We start from the raw sequence: 24,309 nt of genomic DNA, 5'->3' as shown, positions 1-24,309 counted from the left end.
TATGGCTAAGACTTTAATAGCAGTAGTTGGTCCTACAGCCATTGGAAAAACAGCCTTAAGTATTAAACTGGCTAATCACTACAACACTGAAATAGTTTCAGCAGATTCGAGACAATTTTATAAAGAGATGACAATTGGTACAGCTGTTCCTTCAAAAGAAGAGTTAAGCGCTGCCAAACATCATTTTATTCAGAATCTAAGTGTCACAGAAGATTATTCTGTGGGAGATTTTGAGCGTGATGGATTAGCATTGTTGGAAAAGCTTTTTAAACTTCAGGATATCGTTATTTTAGTTGGTGGTAGCGGTTTGTATGTAAATGCTATTGTTAAAGGGCTTAATCACTTTCCAGATGTTGATGAAAGCATAAGGCTTAAGTTAAATGATAGTCTTAAAAATGAAGGCCTAGAGCCACTACAAAACCAATTAAAAACTTTAGATCCTAAGTACTTTGAAAAGGTAGATATTCACAACCCTCATAGAGTAATTAGAGCGTTAGAAATTTGTATTGGAACACAAAAAACTTATACTTCTTTTTTAGAACAAGATAAAGAAGAACGTCCTTTTAATACTATTACAGTTGGTTTAGAAGCAGATCGAACCAAGATTTACGAACGCATTAATGATCGTGTAGATATAATGATGGCTGAAGGTTTGCTTAAAGAGGTTAAATCTTTAGAACCTTATAAAAACTACAACGCCTTAAATACCGTTGGTTATAAAGAACTCTTTAACTATTTAGATGATGAGTGGTCACTAGAGTTTGCCATTTCTGAAATAAAGAAAAACACACGCCGATTTGCTAAAAGGCAACTTACTTGGTTTAAGAAAAATAGTGACACGCTTTGGTTTAATTACAAAACTACTGAACAAACAATTATTAAAGTTATAGACAATAAAATGCAATCCCAATAACTTAATTACTGAGATTGCATAGTATATATAACTGGAAACCTAACGTTTATTCGTCTTCTTTAATAACAAGTCTAAATCCTTCTCCGTGTATGTTCAGGATTTCAACAGAATCATCTTTATCTAAGTACTTACGAAGTTTAGCAATATAAACGTCCATACTTCTAGATGTAAAATAGTTATCGTCTCTCCAGATTTTAGTTAGTGCTAGCTCTCTTGGCATTAAATCATTAGCATGTAATGCAAGAAGGCGTAACAATTCGTTTTCTTTAGGAGATAATTTTTCTGGCTCTTGTTCCTTAAACGTAAGGAATCTTAATTTAGAGTTTAGGTGGAAATTACCAATGTTAAACTCAAATTGCTTACTGTCTGCAACTGTTTCTGTACTCTTACGTTGCATGATAGCTTGAATCTTCATTAAAAGCACCTCACTATCAAACGGCTTATTTAAGTAGTCATCTGCTCCAACCTTATAACCTTTAAGGACATCTTCTTTCATTGCCTTAGCAGTTAAAAAGATAATTGGTACTTCCTCGTTCTTTTCTCGTATTTCTTTTGCTAAAGTAAAGCCATCCTTATAAGGCATCATTACATCTAGAATACAAAGATCGTAATCGTCTTTTTTAAATTTTTCAAAGCCTTCCATACCATTCTTGGCATGAGTTACTTCGTAATCATTCATAGATAGGTAATCTTTAAGTACGATTCCAAAATTTGGATCGTCTTCTACCAGTAGGATTTTTTTGTTTTCAGTTTCCATTTGTTATTGATTAATTATTGGTAATTTAATTATAAAGGTACTTCCTTTCCCTCTTTCAGAGTTTACGGTAATTTCTCCATAATGCTCTTCTACTATTCGCTTAGAGTAAGCAAGACCCAATCCATGTCCTTTTACATCATGCACATCTCCTGTATGTGCTCTGTAAAATTTATCAAATATATTAAGTCTTGTTTTTTTATTCATACCAGAACCTTGGTCTCTTATTTTAATTAAAATATGGTTCTTAACATTTTCTGTGTAAATATCTATTTTAGGAGCTTCTGGTGAATATTTATTAGCATTGTCTAAAATATTTACAATAACATTTGTTAAGTGAGACTCGTTAGCTAATACATTTGTTTTTAATGCTCCAAAGTGGCTTTTTAAATAACCATCTCTATTCTCCACAAGAAGTGTTACGTGATCCATAGACTTCTTAATAAGATCGTGAATATTCTTTGGTTCTTTCTTAATATCAAGTTCATTCTTCTCTAGCCTACTTATTTGCAAGATGTTTTCTACTTGACTGTTCATACGCTCATTTTCTTCGCGTATCATCCCTAAATACCTTTGTAGTATTTCTGGTTTAGATTGGGCTTTTGGGTTCTTCAAAAAGTCCAAAGCCAATTTTGTTGTAGCAATTGGCGTTTTAAACTCGTGCGTCATGTTATTAATAAAGTCTGTCTTAATTTCTGAGATTTGACGCTGTCTTATTAATTGGGTTAATGCACTGGTATACGCCACAATAATGATAAGCGTAAAAATGATTGATAATACAGAAAGTAATGTTATACTACTCAGTATCAAGCTATTCTTTTGCGGAAAGTTTACATATAAAGTATAACCACTTTTATTTAATTGCGTGTCAAAAAGCGAGATGCCATAGGTTGAAGATGACTTTAACTCAAAGTCTTCTGTACGAACTTTAGTTGCTAATGAATTACTATAAATACCATATTCAAAATCTGTATTTAAGTTTCTAATCTCAAGCTCTTCAGTTAGATAATCTCGAAGTACATTTTTTGGCACACGCCTATGTATAGGCAGTTTAGATCCATAAATTTGTACAGCACGCCTAATATAATCCTTTTCAAAGGGATCCATATTTATAAGCTCCTGAATACGCTTATCTGATATTTTCGGAGATTTCTGAGCGCTTTTCTCTTTTATAATACGTTCAGCTTGTTGTTTTACAAGCTTTTTAAATTTTAAACTATCAACATTGGAGTTTAAGAATGATGATGATATCTTATAATCTTCCTCTAATAAGCCATTGGAATATATAAATGTCTCATTTGTAAAATCGTCTTGCTGAATTTTGAAGAATTCACCAAAAGAAACATCTTGGGCAGAACCTATACTATCTGCAACTTTCTTAAATGCGAAGTAATATATTTCTAACTCACGTAATTCTAATCTGTTAGAAACATCTAGAAGAATTTGATTGGCTTTTAATGAAAACTGTTGTTCATTAACCTCTACGGTATTTTTAATCCAATACCCTTGAACAAAAACAATCCCAATAAGTGAGACACTCATTAGGGTTACCAGTAAGTAGAAAAGCCTTTTATTCATTCACTCAAATGTACAATTTTAACATTCATAATTGTTAAATTTAACAAATTGTTAAGAATTGTGTTTCTTTATTAATTGACTATTAATTATAGATACTTGTGCTTTTGTGTGGTTTAAATTATCATTTTCAATTACAAAGTCGGCTAAAGGTATTTTCTTTTCATCAGACCATTGATTATTCATTCTTTTCTGTAATTCTTCCTTAGTTGTATTATCGCGTTTTATTAAACGGTCCAATTTCAAATTTTCATCTGCGGTTACTAAAATTGTATAATCAAATTCATTCTGCCTTTCTAGTTCAAAAATAATAGCTGCTTCATATACCGTATAAACTTCGTCTTTATGTTTTTTAAGCCAACGGTTATAGGATTGGTGTACTTTAGGATGAACAATTGAATTTAGTATAGAAAGTTTTTCCTTATTATTAAATACAATACTTGCTATAAATGGTCTATTTAAACCTGTTTCTGTATAGGCGTTATCACCAAACTCTTTAATTAGCTTACGCCTAATAATTTTAGAGGAATTCATTAAGCGTTTTGCTTCTATATCTGCAATAAAAATCGGGATGCTTAAATCTTCAAACATTTTTGCAACGGTAGATTTACCACTACCTATTCCTCCTGTTAAACCTACTGTTATCATTGCTTTATAATAAACTCTACCTTGGTATCTAATACTCTAGATTCTGTAGATAGTTGTGAAGTTTTGTACAATTTAGGGATAAAATAATCTGATTCAGATTTTAATTCTTTAAAGTCTTTAACTACTCTAAAATCTTCAGATGAAATTAAATTGAAATTCTCTAAGCTTGCTTGGTAAACCACATATACCTCTTTAGGAAATATGCTTACAGACACGTTATTGGGAACATTAATTATTTCAATAGGGACTTTAACTCTACCTTCTGTAAACTTGGCTACTTCAATCTCATAAGAAATTTTGGTTTCATAAAATGTAACATCTTTATATTTAGCTTGGTTCACAGTAACTTCTCCAGTAATACTATTGTTTACATTATCATACTTTACTTCTTCTGTATTGATAACTTCCAATGTGTCTAAAACAGATTTTGGACCACTTACTTTAATTGAATCTGGGTTTGTTTTAAAATCACTTACATTAGAAAATCCTACAGCGTATTTAATATTATGTGCAATATTTACAGGAAGTATTTTTACAGTTTTTTGACTAAAAGGAATATTTATTGATTCTTTTTTTAAAGAAATAACATCTTCTGATATTTTTAATTCCTTAGCAATAAACTCTTTATTTTCACTGATGTCGAATATAAATTCGTTTGATGCAATTTCTAAGTTAGATAAATTTATATCTATATAAGGTTTAAAGAACGTGTAACTTATTAATCTAAATCCTGTGGTTTCTATGGTAACTTTTAAGCTATTATCATTATTCTCCACTAATTTATCCTTAGGAATATTTGTGTACCTAATATCAAAATCTAAAGTTTGTTTATAGGGTTTTGCAAACTGTACAAGTATCCAAACAACAAAAGACATGCAGAGAAAAAACAAAAATGCCTTAAAGTTAGATTGCTTAAATTTTTTAAATATAGAAATAGGCTGCTCTTTTTTTCTCATTTAAAAAAAAGATTTGGGAATTGTTGTTGTTCTTGTCTTTTCATAAGTCCAATATATAGTTTTGAAACTGCAAATCCTGTACCATAGCCATAAAACTGAATACACATTGCCAAAACCGAATAAAAGCCAATTTTAATACTTTTATTAATAATAGTAGAGTGAATAAATAGTACTAATGTATAACCAAAATAGCAGTATAACAAAAAGTAAAAATTAAAGAATACTCCTATTAAACCTAGTAAAAAGCCTAAACAAAACAGTAGAGGAAACCAAAATGTTAGTTTAGCACTTGTAGGATGCCATTTAGTTAGTATTGGTCTTACCTTACCAAATTTATTTACCTGAATATAAAATTTATGCCAATTTATACGTCTTTTATGAAAGACCTTTGCTTTTTCTAATAGTTGAGACTTAAATCCTAGTTTTAGTAATCGTAATGATAAATCTGGATCTTCACCAGGATGTATTTTACCGAAGCCTTTAGACGCTAAAAAAGCTGTCTTAGATAATCCCATATTAAAGCTACGTGGCTCAAAATTTATAGTAGACGTTTTATTACCTCGTATTCCACCAGTGGTAATAAAAGAAGTCATCACATAATTTATAGCCTTTTGTATGTCTGTAAAAGAATCATGTGCTGCATCTGGTCCTCCAAAACAGTCTGTGTAATTAGCAGATAAGCCTCTATCTACTTCTAAAAGGTAGTCTTGAGGTAAAATTACGTCTGAATCTAGTATTAAAAAGTAATTTCCTTTGGCTTTAGACATTCCAAAATTTCGAGAATCGCCTGGACCAGAATTTTCTTTAAAATAATAGGAAATATTTAAGCTATTTTTAAACTCATCTACTACAGATTTAGATGAAAGTGTAGAGCCATCTTCAACTATTACAATCTCAAATTCTGATGTAAAATTTAGCTTCTGCATGCTTTGCAGAAGTTCATCAATTTCTTGTGGTCTATTAAAAACCGGTATGATAAAAGAGTACGATAATTTCACTCTGTAAAGGTAGCCAAATAAAAAATCCCGAAGCAAATGCTTCGGGATTTTGAATTATAAAATCTAAATAATAAAGTCTTAAAGATTACTCTTTAATAAAACGCATTGTTTTCTTAACTCCATTATTATCAATAGTTACAACATACATTCCAGTACTTAAATCTGAAACATTAATCATATTCTGTGTTTTAGTTGAAAGAACTTTCTGACCTAACATATTAAATATAGATACGTTAGTAACTTCTTGCAATCCAGAAATATGTAATTCACTAGAAGCAGGATTAGGATAAAGGAAAATATTAGCATTTTCATTAATATCCTCTACACCTACAACATTTGCATTGTAAGCAGAGATTTGGAATTCTCCAAATGCATTATTACCATACTCCCAAGCTCTTACATAAAGTGTTTGGTCTGCAAGTGTCATATCATTTATCTCGATTAAAGAGAATGCACCTTCTCCACCATCGTCATCACAAGCTACAGCTACTAAATCACCACAAGCTCCAGAGTATACATCTATTGTAGTATCTCCTATAGGACTACCAGAAGCTGATAATGTTTCAATAGTAAGAATACCATCACTAGGTACTGTTACTGTAAACCAAACATCTCCTCCATTAAAGCCAAATGCACCACAAGAAGGATCTCCTTGCATAGAATCTGTAGCCCCAATATTATTACCGTTTACAGGGAAATCTTCAAAATCTTGACCTACTGTAAGGTCTGTAGCTACGTCACATTCATCGTTTTGTGCTGGACAAACAAATGTTACTATTTCATCTATATTACAATCTGCATCATCTCCACCTAAAGTCATTAATACATCTGTACTAGAAGCATAAGGACCAAATGTGTAAGTTCCTGTCATTGTTATTGTTTGTGTTGCAGAACCTTGATCATCAAAAGCATCAATAGTAGAGAATGACCCTAAAGAAGTTACATTTACCTCTATTGAAAATTCTCCTGTATCACAACTATCTACTGTACTAAACTCAGCAACTGGTGGCTCACAGTTTAAAGGAGTTCTTACAATAAACTCATCGAAGAAGAAATCATAGTCTTCTGAATCATTAACTGTTCCATCTGTAGCCCAGATTGCAAAAACTGCATTACCTGTATAACTAGATAAGTCTACTATTTCTGTTTGACCTAAATGAGATGGAATGTTTGTTACATCATATGTCATTAATGGTGTCCAAGTAGCTCCATTATCTTCAGAAATCAACATTTGAACAACATCATCCGTACCCATTCCGTTACCTTCTGGCTCATTTGAGTTGGCAAAATCTGTAACCGCAACATTATATACTAATTCATAAGTATCTCCAGACAGGTCGAATGTTGGAGAAATTAACCAATCTTCTCTGTTGTTTGTATACAAATTGATACTAGCTGAATTATCAGAACCACCTGATGCTACAGTATCATTTAAGTAATCATCGTCATTCCAAAGACCAGAACCTAGATCCATTGGTCCAGTTGTAGGATCTCCAGAACCTGCTTCCATCCAACAATCAGGAGCAACAACTCCACCATCAAAATCTTCAGTATAGTTAGGAATTACTATAGCACAAGGAGTAGTAAATGATTCAACATCAGAAAAATCGCTCATTCCATCTGTATCACCACAATCTGCGCTTACGTAAGCATCATATTCAGTATTTTCAGTTAATCCTGAAACTGAAGCAGTAAGAACTCCCATTGCAGTAGTTCCTGTTGCTACTGGTGTGTTAGCTGTATCTGTAGGATCTTCTCCATCTAACATAATTACCCAAGTATATCCATTTGAAGCATTAGCTACTTCTTCCCAAGATAAATCTGCTCCTGTTACTGTAACATTTTCAACTAATAAATTGCTTGGTGCTTCACAACTAATTAGCGTCGTAAATTCTGCTATGTCAGAATATACACTTAAACCGTCTGTGTCTCCACAATCTGCTAATACGTAAGCATCGTATGCTGTATTAGATTCTAAACCAGATACCGAAGCTGTTAGTACTCCAGAAGCTGTAGTTCCTGTTGCAACAGGCGTATTAGCATCATCTGTAGGATCTTCTCCATCTGCCATTACAACCCAAGTATAACCATTTGAAGCATTAGCTTCTTCATCCCAAGATAAATCTGCAGTAAATGCAGTAACTTCTGAAACTGTTAAGTTATTAGGATCTGGACAAGCTGGTGGTGCAATACACGTAATTGCTGCTTCCCAACCTGGATTTGGAACTACTGTTGAAGATATAAATTCGAATATAAGACTACCATCTGCAGCTTCTGAGGTATAAACTAAAGTTTCACCATCAGCTAAATCTGGAATTAATTGAAATCCATTTCCATCTCCTATATCAACACTAAGATCATCAAACGTTGAAGTGTCTACTAAAGTAAATGTAGCAACAACTAAATCTCCTGCAGTATCTGGTAAAATAGTTACTGTATAGTCTTCATTGTTCATGAAATCCATATCAATACCACCAGTATCATAGAAATTACCACCACATACTGGATCTGGAACAGTTGTAGAAACTGTTATCATTTCTGATGTAGATTGACCATCTTCTGTACCACAATCTGCTGTTACATAAACGTCATAACTATTTGCTGCTTCTAAAGTTGAAATTACTAAAGTTACATCTGTAACAGTTTCCGAATACACAGCAGTTGCTGTTTCAGGGTCTGCCTCAAAATCATATACTTCAACTAAATATCCAACTGAAGCATTTGCAACAGCATCCCAACTAATTGAAGCACTTGTTTCGTCTACACTATCAACAGTTAAATTTGAAACTGATGGACAAGTAGGTAATGTAGTAATTTCTACTATATCTGAATACTCGCTTATATTATCTGTCCCGCAATTAGATCTTACATAAACGTCGTAATCTGTTTCTGGAGTAAGCCCTGTTGCAGTTGCTGTAACTTCTGTTGAAGCTGCCGTTGTACCTGTTGCTACTGGTGTATTTGCAGTATCTGTTGGGTCTTCTCCATCTGTCATTACTACCCATTCATAACCTGAGTTTGCTGCTGTAACTTCATCCCAAGATAAATCTGCAGAAGTACTGCCAATATTATCTGCAACTAAGTTAGTAGGTACTTCACAAGCTGGAGGTACTCTAACTATAAATTCATCAAAAAAGAAATCATAATCTTCAGAGTCACTTACTGTACCGTCTGTAGCCCAGATTGCAAAAACTGCATTACCCGTATAACTAGATAAATCTACTATTTCTGTTTGACCTAAATGAGATGGAATGTTTGTTACATCATATGTCATTAATGGTGACCAAGTAGCTCCATTATCTTCAGAAATCAACATCTGCACAACATCATCTGTACCCATTCCGTTACCTTCTGGCTCATTTGAGTTGGCAAAATCTGTAACCGCAACATTATATACTAATTGATAAGTACCTCCAGACAGGTCGAATGTTGGAGAAATTAACCAATCTTCTCTGTTATTTGTATACAAATTGATACTAGCTGAATTATCAGAACCACCTGATGCTACAGTATCATTTAAGTAATCATCGTCATTCCAAAGACCAGAACCTAAATCCATAGGTCCAGTTGTAGGATCTCCAGAACCTGCTTCTAACCAGCAATCTGGTGCAATAACACCACCATTAAATGTTTCTGTGTAATCTGGAACCTGTACAGCGCAAGGTGTTGTAAATGATACTACGCTTGAATATGCACTAAAACCGTTTGTGTCACAGTTTGAAGCAACATATGCATCATATGTGACTTCAGCAGATAAACCACTAATAGTTATAGTCGTATCTGAAGATGTCATAGTTGTACCTTCTGCAACTGGTGTATTATTAGCATCATCTGGATCTTCACCTTCATTCATTACTCTCCAATCATAACCTAATGTTGCACTTACTTCTTCGTTCCATGAAAATTCTGCTGTTGTTGCAGTTACATTTTCAACTAAAGTATTTGAAGGCGTAACACAAGCTGGTGGCGTGTAAGAAAACGCTTCAGAAACCTCAAGTTCTTGTTCCTGTGTATTCCCAAATGCACCGCCTGCGTCTTCATCAGTCCCATCATCTGGAGAAACGCCGCCATTGTTTGCTACCACATTTCCAGAAGCGTCTGTAATGGTGTAAACACCACCATTCCAAGAATCTGCATAGCTATCATAAGCATTTATGTAATAAGTTTCGCCATCTGTTGCACAAAACGGCTCATTGGTTAAATTTCCTGACCCATTACCATATGTACCGTCTCCTTGTGCATAAATAACTGTGCCTGCACCATCTGGTTCAGAAGTTACAGAAACCCATTGTTCAGAAGGAAAGCTTCCGCCACTCGTTGTGATGAAGAGTTGTGATTCTCCAGGATTGCACTGCGCAGATCCGTAGAATACACTAAGCATCATTAATAATAACAATGTAATTTTTCTCATAATTGTTTAGTTTTAAGTTTAAAGTAACTCAAATCTAATCAAAATTTGATTATTCCTTAATCTTTTGTTAATAAAATATACATTTTAACGTTAATCTGATTTAACTGCACGATTACAAACCCTATTTTAACAAATAATATGTAATACAAAAAAGAGCGCCAATTGGCGCTCTTTTACATATATTATATACTTATAACTTACTCATCCATAAACGTTTCCATTACTGCTTGGCTAACTCCCATATTTGAAAAGCCACCATCATGAAATAAGTTTTGAAGTGTTACTCGTTTTGTAAGGTCTGAAAATAAACTTACAGTATAGTTAGCACAATCTAAAGCTGTTGCATTACCCAATGGAGACATTTTATCTGCATACGCTATAAAGCCATCGAAACCTTTAACACCTTGTCCAGCAGTTGTAGGTGTTGGAGATTGTGATATTGTATTGACTCTAACTTTTTTATCCTTACCAAAGAAATATCCAAAGCTACGTGCAATAGACTCTAAATAGGCTTTATTATCTGCCATATCATTATAATCTGGAAATACACGTTGGGCTGCCATATACGTTAATGCAACTATACTACCCCATTCATTCATCGCATCCTTTTTATAAAGAGACTGCATAGTTTTATGAAATGAAACTGCAGATACATCCCAACCTTTGGTTGTATAGTCATAATTCATATCTGTATAATGATTACCTTTTCTTACATTAACAGACATTCCTATTGAGTGAAGAACAAAGTCCAGTTTCCCTCCTAGTTTTTCCATAGCACCATCAACTAATGCTTCAAGATCTTCTACTTTGGTAGCGTCTGCAGGAATGATTTCTGAACCTGTTTTTTCTGCAAGATCTTTAATTTTTCCCATACGCATAGCTATAGGTGCGTTTGTTAAAACAAAAGTTCCTCCTTCTTCATGTATTCTTTCTGCTGTTTTCCAAGCAATAGAGTTCTCATCTAAAGCTCCAAATATAATCCCGCGTTTTCCTTTTAATAAGTTATATGACATTGATATTGGTTGTTTTTATTAGTTAGGGGTAAATATAACAAAACTATTAGTTAAGTAAAGACTTTGCGTGTGCCAAGACAGCTTCACTTTTAGATTTGCCGCCTAGCATTTCTGCAAGCTCAATTACTCTATCTTCTGTTTCTAATTTTCTTATTTGTGTAACTGTTGTATTGTTTAAATCTTCTTTATAAACCTTATAATGGTGTTGTCCTTTAGCAGCTATTTGAGGTAGGTGTGTTATAGATAAGACTTGTAAATCTTTACCCATATCAAACATAATATCTCCTATTTTTTTTGCTATCTCACCAGATACTCCTGTATCTATCTCATCAAAAATTATAGTAGGTAGTTTACTTTTCTTAGCCAGTAAACTTTTTATAGCTAGCATAATACGAGACAATTCACCACCACTTGCTGCTTTTTTAATGTCTGAATAATGTCCGCCTTTATTTGCTGAAAGTAACCAAGCCATATCTTCACTACCATAGTTTGTAAAACGCTCGACTGGATTTATCTCAATTTTAATCTTTGCATTAGGCATGCCCAACTCCGCTAATAGCTTTTCTATATTAGAAACTAATTTAGGTACAGCTTTTAATCGTTTCTGTTGAAGCTTTAAAGCATCTGCCTTAAGTGCTTCTTTATTAGTCTCTATTTTTGAAGTAAGGCTTTTAATAGCGCCATCTGCATTTTGTGATATAGTTACAGTTTCTGCTAACTCTTCTTCAATTTTTAATAGTTCTGAAATAGACTCAACGTTGTGCTTTTTAAATAGGTTGTAAATTAATTGAAGCTTATCATTGGTGCTTTCCAATAATTTAGGATTGTCTTCTAAATTTTCAAATTCTTCTTCTATTATTTCAGCTACATCTTCTAATTCGATAATACTGCTTTCAATACGGTTTAAAAGCTCTGCATAGGTTTTCGAAAAACCAGAGACTGTAGATAAGTTTCTTTTTATAGTCCTTAATTGCTCCAGTACACCTAACTGTTCTTGTTGCAGATCATTTGCAGAACTTCCTAAATGCTCTTTTAAAAGTTCTACATTACTTAGTTGATCTTGAGTTTCTTCTAACTCCTCAAGCATTCCTTTTTTTAAAGCTGCTTTTTCTAGCTCTTCTAATAGAAAGACATTATAATCGTAAACTTTATTAGCTTCAGCTTGATTAGATTTTAAAACTTCTAATTCTTTATATAACCTTCGCAGTTCAGCTAAATCATGTTGGTATTTATGAAGCTCTTTTAGTGAATTTCCAAAAGTATCTAAAACTAAATATTGATAATTAAGATCTCCTAAACTTAAGGTTTCATGTTGACTGTGTATGTCAACCAATTTACTGCCCAAAGCCTGTAATGCAGAAAGGTTTACAGGTGTATCATTCACAAAAGCTCTCGACTTACCAGATGGTAAAATCTCGCGTCTTATAAATGTTTGGTCTTCATAGTCTAAATCTTCATCTTTAAATAATGTGGAGAGTTTATAAGCTTCAATATTAAAGACACCTTCTATAGTGCATTTTTTTGTTGAATCTTTTATTGCACTTAAATCTGCTCTTTTACCCAACAGCAAAGATAAAGCTCCCAAAAGAATAGACTTTCCTGCACCAGTCTCTCCAGTAATTATTGAAAACCCTTCGTTTAGCTGAAGGTTGACATCTTCAATTAATGCAAAGTTTTTTATAGATAATGATTGTAACAAGTCTTGTAGTTTGAATTGGTCTAAAGATACGTGAGAAACCTAAGCTTAAAAAAAAGAAATCTTAGAATTTAATATTTCTCCAATTGTCCTTATAAAACGGTGCTATTCGGTTAAGGTTGTTTACCGTTTCTTTGATTGATAAAGATGGGCCACCAGAAAATATAGCTTCAATTTCATCTGATTTTGCATCGAAGAATACTCTATTTAATAATGAATTAGGTCTACTATTATACATATCCTTTAATAAGGTAATAGAAGATGCTATACTCTGTTTAGCTAACTCCTGATCTTCGTGCATAAGATCTAAACCTTGCCTATGGTAAGTATACATTGCAGTTCTGTAATTAGTAAATGCATTTGCTAATAAATCTGCATTTAACCTAAAGCGTGATTTATTTCCATCTGTAGCTCTCCAACCTGCTGTATTACTCTGTTGTGCAGTATTTACAATTTGTTTTGCTTCTTCATGATACATTGTACCACCTTCCTGCTCAAAAGTGTCTGCATCTAACCCTAGTATTGTATATACATAAAAACTAATTACAGATATTAAATTTGAGTCGAAAGAATTTGGGTCATATGCTAATGGCTGATACTCTGTATAAATAAAGTTGAACTGCTCATCATTAAAGTTAAAAGTTGTGGTTTCTAATGAAGAACCATAAACAGGCCTTGTTGATTGTACTTGTATAGTAGCATTAAAGTTTGTGCCTTCTTGTTTATTTACTGTAATAAACATACTACAATCTATACGTTCTTGTTGGCCAAAGTTTTTATTTGTCCAAGTAGTTTGGTTAATAAATTCCTGTACAGATTTCTCTAAGGTTTTAAATACAGATAAATTAGAATTAGAAGACTGTTGTGCATTAACCACAACTTGACAATTAAGTTCTTGAGCGTTTAAAGACCACCCAAATAATACTAACGCTCCTAATACTAAAAATTTACGCATTTAATTTTGCTATAACTTCATTAATAATATCCTTGGCAACTTCTGCTTTTGATTTTAAATCAAAACTCTTAGCATTGTGTGCCTTATCTATAATTGTAATTTTATTGGTGTCTTTCTTAAATCCAGCACCTTTGTCGTTTAACGAATTTAAAACAATAAAATCTAAATTTTTCTTTTCAAGTTTCTTTTTAGCATTTGCTATTTCATTTTCTGTCTCTAAAGCAAACCCTACTAAAAGTTGATTTTTTTTATGCTGTCCCATAGACAGTAATATGTCTGGAGATTTTTCTAAAACAATAGTCATCTCCTCTCCAGCTTTCTTAATTTTCTGGTCTGCGACTACTTTAGGTCTATAATCTGAAACTGCTGCTGCAGCTATACCAACATCTACAGAATCATAATGTTTGTGTACCTCATCATACATTTGTTGTGCAGTATTAACTCTAATAAGAGTTACACTATCATCAACAATAGTTAAGCTTGATGGTCCACTTACTAAAATTACATTTGCGCCTTGTTTTGCGGCTTGTTTTGCAAGCTCATAACCCATCTTACCGCTTGAGTGATTACCTATAAAACGTACAGGGTCTATTGCTTCGTATGTAGGACCAGCTGTAATAATTACTTTTTTATGTAATAAAGGAGCACTAGCTTTTAGGTGTTGCTCTATAAAAGCAGCTATTTCTTCTGGCTCTGCCATACGACCTTCACCATGTAAACCACTTGCTAGCTCTCCAGAACCGGCAGGAATCATGATGTTTCCAAAAGATTGCAATGTTTTAAAGCTTTGTAAAGAGGATGGATGTTTGTACATATCCAAATCCATAGCTGGTGCAAAATATACTGGACATTTTGCTGAAAGATAAGTTGCTAGTAGTAAATTATCACTTGTACCACTAGCCATTTTTGATAATGTATTAGCGGTTGCAGGAGCAATAACCATAAGGTCTGCCCAAAGACCTAGATCTACGTGGTTGTTCCATTGCGCATTTTCGTCTTCTTCATTATAAAATGACGAAAACACCTCATTTTTGGAAAGTGTAGATAGTGTTAGTGGTGTTACAAAATCTTTAGCAGAAGGTGTCATCACAACCTTAACCTCTGCACCATATTTAATAAATTGGCGTACTAATAGTGCAGACTTGTATGCTGCGATACCACCAGTTACGCCAATAAGTACTTTTTTTCCACTAAGTAGACTCATAAATTATGCGTCTTGACTTTCTTCTTTAGTATTTCTGTAGTAGATTTTTTCTTCTAACCATTCTTGTACAGCCATTGCGTGTGGCTTTGGTAAACCTTCGTAAAACTTAGAAACTTCAATCTGTTCTTTGTTTTCAAAGATTTCATCAAGACTATCTGTATAGGTAGCAAACTCATCTAATTTCTCGATAAGCTCTTTCTTAATCTCAGAGTTTATTTGAGTAGCACGTTTAGCGATAATTGAAATTGCCTCATAGATATTATCTGTAGGCGCATCCAACTTATTCTTATCGATAGTTGTTGTGTTTACTGGTGCATCAATCTTCTTAACGTCCATAGTCGTTCTGTATATAAATTATGAATATTCTTGTAATCTTTCTTCTATATCTGCTTTAAGCTCATTGGCTTTTACAGACAATTCTCCATCTTGGTAATACTTAAAGTAATTATCAAGATAACTTTTAGCTACTAATAAACGCTCTTCAACTAAATAATCATAGCTGTTAATTGCCAATAGATAAGCAGACTCAAATTTGTAATAAATTGCTTTTTCTCTGTACGATGAGCCAGGATAATCTACTAAATAATTATCAAAAGCTTCAATAGCAGGTTTATAGTTTTCTGTATGATGGTATTGCTTAGCTATTTCGTAAGCTTTCTTCTCAAGCTTTTGTCCAAGCTCTGTAGCCATTACGTTTGCTTCCTCAATAAACTGGCCTTCTGGATAGGTAACAAAGTATAATTGTAATTTATCTAAAGCTTTGTCTGTATCTGCTTGATCTAAGGAATATCTTGGAGAGCCTTCATAATAACTTCTTGCACTTTTAAATGCAGCTTCTTCTACCCTATCACTATCTGGATATGCTTTTGTAAAACGTTCAAACTGGTATCCTGAAAGAAAATAATCTTCTAACTCGTAGTATGAATTTGCATAAACAAAGGCTAATTTTTCACCTTGAGGTTTTCCTCTATATTGTGGTAAAATTTGCTCAAACAACTTTATAGCTTTTCTATATTTTGCTTTAGGCCTTTTTGCGCCATCTTGTGCTTGTTCGTAATACGAAATACCAAGTTCGTATTTCTTAGCAATATCATCATTTTTCAATGCTTTTTGATATTCGCTACAAGACGAGAACAAGATAATAGTAAGTAATGTAAAAAATAAGTGCTTCATGTGCTGTAAAAACATCTGGCAAAAGTACTGTATTCTGCCGAGTTATAAAAATTAAAGTTATCTAGTAAAAACAACCAGATTAATTAGAAATTATTGTCTTAGTAATTTGGTTGTCTTTTAGAAATACGATGAATAGTTGCTCTTATGACAAGCTTGTCATAAAATCTTTAATTTTAGCCTGTAAAACTGCTGAAGCTTTTATCAATGGTAGTCTTACTTCTGGAGTGCAATAGCCTTTGTACTCTAGCACAGACTTTATTCCAGCAGGATTTCCTTCTTCAAAAATATAATCTATCACTGGTGCTATGTTATGATGAATTTTAAATGCCTCTTTAGCATTACCCTCAAGGCCGAGATTAACCATTTTTGTAAATTCTGAAGGTAAACCTTGAGCTATTACAGAAATTACACCAGAACCACCAGCCAAGACCATTGGCAAGGTAATCATATCATCTCCAGAAATTACCATAAAATTATCTGGTGTCTCTGCAATCATTTTCATAGCCTGAACTATATCTCCTTTAGCTTCTTTTATCCCAACAATATTGCTAAAATCTTTAGCCAGTCTTGCTATTGTTTCAGGTAAAATATTAGAAGATGTTCTTCCTGGCACATTATAAACTATAATTGGTTTTGTTGAAACTGCAGAAATTGCTTTATAATGTTCGTATATACCGTCTTGAGTTGGTTTGTTGTAATATGGAGATACAGAAAGTATAGCTTCAAACGCTGAAACATCTGTAGTTTTAAATTCTTCTACAACTGCACTGGTATTATTGCCGCCAATCCCTAAAACTAACGGTATACGTTTATTTGTTTGCTTTACAATAGTATTGATAACCAATTCTTTTTCAGATTTGGTTAGAGTTGCATTCTCTGCGGTTGTACCTAAAATTACGATATAGTCTATATTATTTTCAATCTGAAATTCGACTATATTCTGTAGTGCTTCTACATCTACATTTTTATCTTGATCAAAAGGTGTGATAATTGCTACACCTGTTCCTGTTAAGCTTTTCATTTATAGTTTATTGAGTACTTTTAAATATTTTACCATTTCGGTTTTAAATGTATTAATATCTGTAATATCACAGCCTATTATTAAATCATTTAACTGCGGATTAACATTACCTAATCCTACCTTAAATTTTGCAGAACTTTTTGCACTTAGCAATGCAAGGCCTAAAACGTCTTTATTATAGTAATTTATAAGCAAATCTGTTGGTTGTTCTATGATATCCTTTATTTCAGAATCTTTAACCACACCTTTCCAGCCAATCTTTGTGCTTGTAAAAAGCAACCCAGAATAAGTTTTAATGGTTTTCTTTTGAGCTGAATACCCTATAACCTTAAAATCTTTTGGTTTTACACCTAAGGATTCTGCAAATTTATCTAGTTCTTGAACTGTACTAAACACATCGATATCTACCAAACAAACAACTTTCTCTATTTTAGAATTATGGTTTTCTAAAACTCTATTTGTAGTAAGTTTTTGTATGCTTCGTTTTATTGAAGCCCGTTTCATTTTATTTAATACCATAGCTCTTTAAAATCTCGACAAAAATACAATTTATTACTGCAGGTTTTCTTCTAAATACAGAGCGTCTTCTTCAGATTCTTCTTCCAGAATAAATTTCATAAATGAGAATTGAAGTAATGCATAGGAACCAATTACTGGAACTCTCAGAATATCAGAGTTTAAAAAGAAAACCTCTATACTAAAAAGTACAGCCGTAGAGAACATACAAATACCACTTATAAGCAAATAACTTGTTTGCCTACTACTCCTTAAGAAGTATGTGTAAAATGAAAGACCACAATACATACATACTATAAAACCTCCTAAAATAACTAACCAGAAATTACTTTCTAAGTTGTCTCTAAACAAATAGATTTGATATGCAGCAATACACAACAAAGGTGTTGATGTTGCTAATACGGCTAAGAAATTACGTTTTCGGGTTTGTTTAAGAATATAAAATATAAATATTGTGAGATACCCTAAAGAACACAGAACACCAAAGAATAAAAAACTAGGAATACTTCTATCTAAAAATAGGATGTTACTTATAAATGCAAAGAGAAGGCCAGCTTCATAAAGCAATGCTTTTTTAGTTTCTAAACGTTTATAATAAAAGTATAGGCATAAAATTATAAAAGGTTTAAACAACACCTGAAACTCAAAAACGTCTAAATATTCAAATAACATAGTTAAGAGAACACTTATTATAAATGCGTAAAAAATGTGTTGCGTTTTTAACCTCATTGTATTTTATCTAAAAACTCATCTTCTGTTATAATTGGAACATTTAAACCTTCTGCTTTTGTGCGTTTACTAGGACCCATATTTTCTCCTGCAACCAAGTATGTAGTTTTGGAAGATATTGAACTGGATACTTTACCGCCATTATCTTCAATAGCTTTTTTAAGTTCTGTTCTACTTAGTTTATTAAATACACCAGATACAACTATTATTTCGCCTTCAAGCTTATTTGTTTGTCCTTGTAATTGTTCTGCAGATATCTCTAATTGAACACCATACTCTTTTAAACGTTGTACGGTCTCTTTTTTATACTCATCACTAAAAAAGACTACAACACTTTCTGCTATCTTACCTCCTATTTCTTCTACCTCAACAAGCTCTTCCTCTTTGGCATTTGCTAAGTTTTCAATTGTTTTAAACGTTTTAACAAGTGTTTTTGCTACAGTCTCACCAACGTGTCTTATGCCTAAACCAAATAATACACGTTCAAAAGGAATTTGTTTTGAAGCTTCAATTCCATTAATTAAATTTTCTGCACTTTTTTGAGCCATACGTTCTAATGGCAATACATCTTCAATTTTTAATGTATATAAATCTGCATAATTCTTTATAAGACCTGCATTTGCTAATAACGCGACAGTTTCTCCTCCCAACCCTTCTATATCTAAAGCTTTACGTGATATATAATGTTGAATTCTCCCTACAACTTGTGGTGGACAACGTTCTTCATTTGGACAATAATGTTGTGCTTCGCCTTCGTTTCTCACTAACGGCGTTTCACATTCTGGACAATGCTCAATATATTGTGTAGGTTTAGAGTTTTTATCTCTTTTTGTAAAATCGACACCTATAATTTTAGGAATAATTTCTCCACCTTTTTCTACAAAAACAGTGTCTTCTTCTCTTATGTCCAGTTTTTCTATTTGATCTGCATTGTGCAACGAGGCTCTCTTAACAGTTGTACCAGCTAACTGCACAGGTATTAAGTTAGCAACAGGTGTAATGGCACCAGTGCGGCCAACTTGATACGTAATTTTCTCTAATACTGTAGAAACCTGCTCTGCTTTAAACTTATAAGCCATTGCCCAACGTGGTGCCTTAGCAGTATACCCTAACTCTTCTTGTTGCTGTAAATTATTTACTTTTATTACAACACCATCTGTTTCATATGGTAAATCGTGACGATGGGTGTCCCAATAATTAACAAACGCCATAACCTCTTTCGTGCTTTTTGCTAGTGTTGCAACTTCTGGTACTTTAAAGCCCCATTCTCTTGCCTTTTCTAAACCTTCAAATTGGGTTTTGAAATTTAAGTTTTTGCCAATTATTGAGTATAGCAAACAATCTAATGGGCGTTTTGAAACTTCTGTACTATCCTGTAATTTTAAACTTCCAGAAGCTGTATTTCTTGGGTTAGCATAAGCTTCTTCACCGTTGGCTACGCGCTCTGCATTCATTTTTGTAAACCCTTCTAAAGGTAAGATAATTTCACCCCTAATATCAAATCGTTTAGGATAGTCTCCATTTAATTTTAAAGGAATTGAACGTATTGTCTTAACATTATTGGTTACATTATCTCCCTTAAAACCATCACCTCTTGTTACAGCTCTAATAAGCTCTCCATCCTCATAAGTTAAACTTATTGAAGCGCCATCATATTTTAACTCACAAGTATAATGCACATCTCCATCTACCATCTTCATAATACGTTTTTCCCAATCTTCTAAATCTTCTTTAGAATAAGAATTGTCTAGAGAATACATACGATAGTCATGGGTAGTTGTATCGAAGTTTTTAGTGACTTGCCCACCAACTCTCAACGTTGGCGAATTTGCATCATAAAACTCAGGGTTTTCTGTCTCTAAATCCTGTAACTGTTTTAATTTTTGATCAAAATCATAGTCCGAGATTTCTGGCTTGTCTAATACATAATAATTGTAATTATGTTGCCTTAGCTCTTCTCTAAGTTGTTGTATCTGATCTTTAACTGTCATACTATACTTACTCTAATGTTTTATACATATTATGCATTCCTCTATATTTTGGATGCATTCGTTTAAAATCTAACCTAAAGTTACTCGTTATTTTATACCCGCAACGTTTATAAAATTCTAATGCTTGCACTTTAGTATCCATAGCTTCTAGCCAGACACCGTGAAACTTATTATCTTTTGCATACTGCTCTACCCAAGTCATTATATGTTTGCCTACACCTATTCCATGAATGCTATCATCTAAGTACAACCTATGCAATTTTAAAGATTTTAGATCTTTTTTGTCTTTAAACTCTGCATCTCTTACAAACCTTAAAATACCTTTTGCTTCATTTTCAACTAACACAAAATAATAGCTTGCATTAGGATCGCTTAATTCTTTTGATATCTGACTAGGTGTCCAGTTAAGGTTTAAATACCATTCGCCTTGTTCTTCCCAAAGATAACTATAGGCTTTTGTATAAACGACTTTCATTAATTGAAAAAGTGAGGTCGAATCTTGTTGTGTAATCTCTTTTAAGCTTATTTGGTTGGTAATGCTTATCATTTTTAAGCTTGGTCTTTATTCATCCACTCAGGAACTGGTAGTGGTGTAAAGCTTTCCATCTTTTTAATTAATTGGTCTAAATCTGAATCTACCAACAAGAGTTCATAATTTTCTTTAGTAAGCAATTCTTTGTTAACCATTGTTTTTAACATCACTAGCAAATCATCATAGTACCCATTAGTATTTAAAATTCCTATTGGTTTTTTATGAAGTCCTAATTGTGCCCAAGTTAGCATTTCAAAAAGCTCTTCAAAAGTGCCAAAACCACCAGGTAACGTTATTATACCATCACTTAATTCGTGCATCTTAAGCTTTCGCTCTTGCATAGAGTCTGTAATAATTAACTCGGTTAAATGATTGTGTACTACTTCTTTTGTTCTTAGAAACTCTGGAATAACACCAATTACATTTCCGCCTGCATCTAAAGCTCCTTGTGCGACCTGACCCATTAAGCCCAATTTACTTCCACCAAAAACAATATCTAATTTATGAGTGGCTAAGTGTTTTCCAACACCATAAGCTGCTCTAAAAATTGCATCATCATTACTTGGGCTGCTCCCACAAAATACTGCAATAGCGGTTAGTTTACTCATAATTTTATAAAGTTAAAGTGGCTTTAAGCATTCTATCTTTTCCAAAGATATCTTTCTTTAATTCAATATTGGTAAAAGAATCTGAATCTAAAAGAGCTTGAGTTGCCTCTCCCAAAAATTCATTAATCTCTAAATATAATGTGCCATTTGGTTTAAGGTGCGTTTTAGATAGACTTATTATTTTATTATAAAATATTAAAGGGTTATCGTCTTCAACAAATAATGCTAAATGTGGTTCGTGCTCAAGTACATTGTTACTCATTAAATCCTTCTCTAAATTTCTCACATAAGGAGGATTAGAAACTATAACATCATAGTGTTGTGGTAAGCTGTCTGAAGCAAGAATATCTTTAAGTAAAAAATGAATATTAGTATTATTATTCTCAGCGTTTTCTTTAGCGATAGCCAATGCACTAGTAGATATATCTAAAGCAGATACTGTTGCATCTTTTAAATATTTACTAAGACTAATTGCTATACAACCACTGCCTGTACAGAGGTCTAAAACGTCTAAATTCGTTTTGTGTTGGTCCTGTATAATCCACCTAACTAAATCTTCGGTTTCTGGACGTGGTATTAATACATCTGGAGTCACTTTAAAATTAAGGTCGAAGAATTCTGTTTCTCCAATTATATATTGAATTGGTTCAAAAACTTTTAGTCGTTTAAATGCTTCAGTAAAATTAGCAAGAATAGCAGCTGAAACTACAGTGTCAGGGTTCATTACAATATCTAAACGAGACATTTTTAAATAAGCTTCAGACAGTAGCACAAAAAAATTGTGAATTTCTTGTACAGGATACACATCTTTTAATTCTTCTTGAATAGTATGCTTTAATGTAGAAATCGTCAAAACCTAAACCTTTACTGTATTAACTTGTACTGCAGGATTTCCTGCCACTATAACATTACTAGGAACGTTTTTAGTTACAACTGCATTACTGCCAATAACTGCATTTTCTCCTATAATAACACCTTTTAAAATCACAACATTATTACCTATAAAAACATTGTTCTCAATTTTAACTGAAGAAGATGTTCCTTTATTTTCCATTCGATTAGTTGAATGTAAGTCGTGAAAATTAGAATCATATATCTGTACATTGTACCCGCAAACCACATTGTCTCCTATTGAGATAGAAGCATGTTCTGCAACTATGCTAAGATTATTGTTTGCATTAAAATTATGACCAATTGTAACACTAGCGGTTACTTCTCTAGCCTCTATATAACTATATCCTGTATAATAATGTGGAGATCTTATGACACCAAAATGATTGGCTCTCCCAAATTTTAACTCTCCTAACCCATTAAGCAAAAGAGGTTGGTGTTTAATAGGCGAACCTACAACTCGTTTAGCTGAAGATAGCCACGTGTACTTTACACGTCTTAACGTAACAAACAAAAGATTTGACAAACCCATAAGAATAGTATCTTTACAAAGATAGCATTATCCATCATTATGAAGATTCTTCTTATTGGCGAATATAGTGGGTTTCATAACTCCCTAAAAAAAGGCTTACAACAATTAGGACATACTGTTGTTTTAGTTGGTGATGGTGACAACTATAAAAACTATCCTGTAGATATTTCAACAAAGCCTGTTTGGTTCTCTAAATATTATATTCCTAGAAAATTTAAAAATGCAATTTACACCTTATTCAAAATAGATCTTCTAAAGGTAGAACAAGGCGTACGTTACCAATTTCTAAAATCTAAGTTTAAGAATTATGATGTTGTACAACTTATAAATTCAGATGCTTTATTTACATATCCTTGGTTGGCAAAATCTGTATTACAATCAATTTTTAAACATAATAAATCTGTTGTTTTAAGTGCTTGTGGAGATGATACTCACTTTGTAGATTGGTTGCTAAATAATGACAAACCCTATAATTTATTAACACCTTTAAAGCATAAAAAGGTAACTGCAAGTGCGTTTAAATATACTTTAAAATACACTTCAAAAGCTTATAGGTCTCAATATAGCTATGTTGTAAATAATGTAGATGCCATAATTCCTACAGATATGGACTATCTATTATCACTAAAAGGGAATCTTAAAACGACAAAATTAATACCAACGCCAATTGATCATAATGCATTAGAATTTCCTTCTGAATTGCCTACAACGCCTATTCATATTTTTCATGGTATAAGTAACAGTAATTATATTAAGAAAGGAAACGCCTATTTTGAAGATGCTTTAAAGAGTATTAAAGAGAACTATAAGGATCAAGTTAAAATCACTTCTACGTATAGTTTGCCGTACAACGAGTATGTTAGAGCTAATAATTCTGCTCATATACATTTAGACCAAATTTATTCTTACGATCAAGGCTACAATGCTCTAGAAGCTATGGCAAAAGGGAAGGTTGTCTTTACTGGAGCAGAACGTTGTTTTTATGAGCACTACAATTTGCAGGAAGACGTCTGCATAAATGCAAAACCTGATGTCACATATTTAGTGGAAAAGCTTAGTGAGCTTATTGAAAACCCTAAGAAGATAGCATCAATAGGATATAATGCTAAACTATTTGTATCCAAGTATCATAACCTTGAAACCGTTAGTAAACAATATATTGAAGTTTATAATTCAGTAAAAGAATAAATTCT

At 32.8% G+C, this 24,309-nt stretch carries 22 protein-coding genes; 2 read left to right on the top strand and 20 right to left on the bottom strand.

The window, feature by feature from the left end; all coding sequences use genetic code 11:
- Nucleotide 1 precedes the first annotated feature (1 nt).
- Nucleotides 2–913 carry a tRNA (adenosine(37)-N6)-dimethylallyltransferase MiaA gene (gene miaA / locus CA2559_RS09390; RefSeq protein ID WP_013187644.1) on the top strand — a complete coding sequence of 304 codons (912 nt, stop codon included), beginning with the start codon at nucleotides 2–4 and terminating at the stop codon, nucleotides 911–913.
- Nucleotides 914–959: 46 nt separating this feature from the next.
- Here the strand turns inward: miaA and CA2559_RS09385 are convergent, their stop codons facing one another.
- The 20 genes from CA2559_RS09385 to CA2559_RS09290 form a co-directional block, all read right to left on the bottom strand.
- Entirely contained in the window at nucleotides 960–1,670 is a 711-nt protein-coding gene (locus tag CA2559_RS09385; protein ID WP_013187643.1) for a response regulator transcription factor, read from the bottom strand.
- 3 nt (nucleotides 1,671–1,673) lie between these two features.
- The gene (locus tag CA2559_RS09380) at nucleotides 1,674–3,209 is read right to left on the bottom strand and encodes a sensor histidine kinase (protein WP_013187642.1); all 1,536 of its coding nucleotides are present in this window, start codon (nucleotides 3,207–3,209) and stop codon (nucleotides 1,674–1,676) included.
- Nucleotides 3,210–3,296: 87 nt separating this feature from the next.
- Nucleotides 3,297–3,890, bottom strand: a complete 594-nt coding sequence (coaE, locus tag CA2559_RS09375) for a dephospho-CoA kinase (RefSeq protein ID WP_013187641.1) — start codon at nucleotides 3,888–3,890, stop codon at nucleotides 3,297–3,299.
- Nucleotides 3,887–4,846: a YbbR-like domain-containing protein gene (locus tag CA2559_RS09370; protein WP_013187640.1), complete on the bottom strand. Its 960-nt coding sequence runs from the start codon at nucleotides 4,844–4,846 to the stop codon at nucleotides 3,887–3,889. The genes coaE and CA2559_RS09370 overlap by 4 nt, the downstream gene beginning before the upstream one ends.
- The gene (locus CA2559_RS09365; protein WP_041240981.1) at nucleotides 4,843–5,844 is read right to left on the bottom strand and encodes a glycosyltransferase; all 1,002 of its coding nucleotides are present in this window, start codon (nucleotides 5,842–5,844) and stop codon (nucleotides 4,843–4,845) included. Before CA2559_RS09365 ends, CA2559_RS09370 begins: the two co-directional genes overlap by 4 nt.
- An 85-nt stretch (nucleotides 5,845–5,929) precedes the next feature.
- Nucleotides 5,930–10,255, bottom strand: coding sequence for a fibronectin type III domain-containing protein (locus CA2559_RS09360; protein WP_013187638.1), 4,326 nt, complete (start codon nucleotides 10,253–10,255; stop codon nucleotides 5,930–5,932).
- Between the two features lie 197 nt (nucleotides 10,256–10,452).
- The gene (locus tag CA2559_RS09355; protein ID WP_013187637.1) at nucleotides 10,453–11,268 is read right to left on the bottom strand and encodes an enoyl-ACP reductase FabI; all 816 of its coding nucleotides are present in this window, start codon (nucleotides 11,266–11,268) and stop codon (nucleotides 10,453–10,455) included.
- A gap of 46 nt (nucleotides 11,269–11,314) precedes the next feature.
- Complete coding sequence (gene recN, locus CA2559_RS09350) at nucleotides 11,315–12,967, bottom strand: DNA repair protein RecN (protein ID WP_013187636.1); 1,653 nt, start codon at nucleotides 12,965–12,967, stop codon at nucleotides 11,315–11,317.
- A gap of 61 nt (nucleotides 12,968–13,028) precedes the next feature.
- Nucleotides 13,029–13,919, bottom strand: a complete 891-nt coding sequence (gene porD, locus CA2559_RS09345; protein WP_013187635.1) for a type IX secretion system protein PorD — start codon at nucleotides 13,917–13,919, stop codon at nucleotides 13,029–13,031.
- On the bottom strand, nucleotides 13,912–15,123 hold the full coding sequence (coaBC, locus tag CA2559_RS09340) for a bifunctional phosphopantothenoylcysteine decarboxylase/phosphopantothenate--cysteine ligase CoaBC (protein WP_013187634.1): 1,212 nt from the start codon (nucleotides 15,121–15,123) through the stop codon (nucleotides 13,912–13,914). The genes porD and coaBC overlap by 8 nt, the downstream gene beginning before the upstream one ends.
- A gap of 3 nt (nucleotides 15,124–15,126) precedes the next feature.
- The gene (locus tag CA2559_RS09335) at nucleotides 15,127–15,459 is read right to left on the bottom strand and encodes a DNA-directed RNA polymerase subunit omega (RefSeq protein WP_013187633.1); all 333 of its coding nucleotides are present in this window, start codon (nucleotides 15,457–15,459) and stop codon (nucleotides 15,127–15,129) included.
- An 18-nt stretch (nucleotides 15,460–15,477) separates the two neighbouring features.
- Nucleotides 15,478–16,296 (bottom strand): outer membrane protein assembly factor BamD, encoded by an 819-nt coding sequence (locus CA2559_RS09330; protein ID WP_041240980.1) that lies wholly within the window; start codon nucleotides 16,294–16,296, stop codon nucleotides 15,478–15,480.
- 142 nt (nucleotides 16,297–16,438) lie between these two features.
- Nucleotides 16,439–17,317 carry a 4-hydroxy-tetrahydrodipicolinate synthase gene (gene dapA, locus CA2559_RS09325; protein WP_013187631.1) on the bottom strand — a complete coding sequence of 293 codons (879 nt, stop codon included), beginning with the start codon at nucleotides 17,315–17,317 and terminating at the stop codon, nucleotides 16,439–16,441.
- Entirely contained in the window at nucleotides 17,318–17,836 is a 519-nt protein-coding gene (locus CA2559_RS09320; protein WP_013187630.1) for a DUF6913 domain-containing protein, read from the bottom strand.
- 33 nt (nucleotides 17,837–17,869) lie between these two features.
- The gene (locus CA2559_RS09315; RefSeq protein ID WP_158305534.1) at nucleotides 17,870–18,505 is read right to left on the bottom strand and encodes a lysoplasmalogenase family protein; all 636 of its coding nucleotides are present in this window, start codon (nucleotides 18,503–18,505) and stop codon (nucleotides 17,870–17,872) included.
- A gap of 53 nt (nucleotides 18,506–18,558) precedes the next feature.
- Entirely contained in the window at nucleotides 18,559–20,553 is a 1,995-nt protein-coding gene (gene ligA, locus CA2559_RS09310) for an NAD-dependent DNA ligase LigA (protein WP_013187628.1), read from the bottom strand.
- A gap of 7 nt (nucleotides 20,554–20,560) precedes the next feature.
- The gene (locus tag CA2559_RS09305; protein ID WP_013187627.1) at nucleotides 20,561–21,100 is read right to left on the bottom strand and encodes a GNAT family N-acetyltransferase; all 540 of its coding nucleotides are present in this window, start codon (nucleotides 21,098–21,100) and stop codon (nucleotides 20,561–20,563) included.
- A gap of 2 nt (nucleotides 21,101–21,102) precedes the next feature.
- The gene (locus CA2559_RS09300; RefSeq protein WP_013187626.1) at nucleotides 21,103–21,693 is read right to left on the bottom strand and encodes an LOG family protein; all 591 of its coding nucleotides are present in this window, start codon (nucleotides 21,691–21,693) and stop codon (nucleotides 21,103–21,105) included.
- A 4-nt stretch (nucleotides 21,694–21,697) separates the two neighbouring features.
- Nucleotides 21,698–22,546, bottom strand: a complete 849-nt coding sequence (gene prmC / locus CA2559_RS09295) for a peptide chain release factor N(5)-glutamine methyltransferase (RefSeq protein ID WP_013187625.1) — start codon at nucleotides 22,544–22,546, stop codon at nucleotides 21,698–21,700.
- A 3-nt stretch (nucleotides 22,547–22,549) separates the two neighbouring features.
- On the bottom strand, nucleotides 22,550–23,116 hold the full coding sequence (locus CA2559_RS09290; RefSeq protein ID WP_013187624.1) for an acyltransferase: 567 nt from the start codon (nucleotides 23,114–23,116) through the stop codon (nucleotides 22,550–22,552).
- A 39-nt stretch (nucleotides 23,117–23,155) separates the two neighbouring features.
- Here CA2559_RS09290 and CA2559_RS09285 point away from each other — a divergent pair, with 39 nt between their 5' ends.
- A complete protein-coding gene (locus tag CA2559_RS09285) occupies nucleotides 23,156–24,304 on the top strand; it encodes a glycosyltransferase (protein WP_013187623.1) in 1,149 nt (382 codons plus the stop codon).
- Nucleotides 24,305–24,309 lie beyond the last annotated feature (5 nt).

Source organism: Croceibacter atlanticus HTCC2559 (assembly GCF_000196315.1).
In the GTDB taxonomy this organism is placed as follows: domain Bacteria; phylum Bacteroidota; class Bacteroidia; order Flavobacteriales; family Flavobacteriaceae; genus Croceibacter; species Croceibacter atlanticus.
Note: the sequence above shows the minus strand (reverse complement) of the source record. Positions and strands in the feature narration are given on the sequence as shown.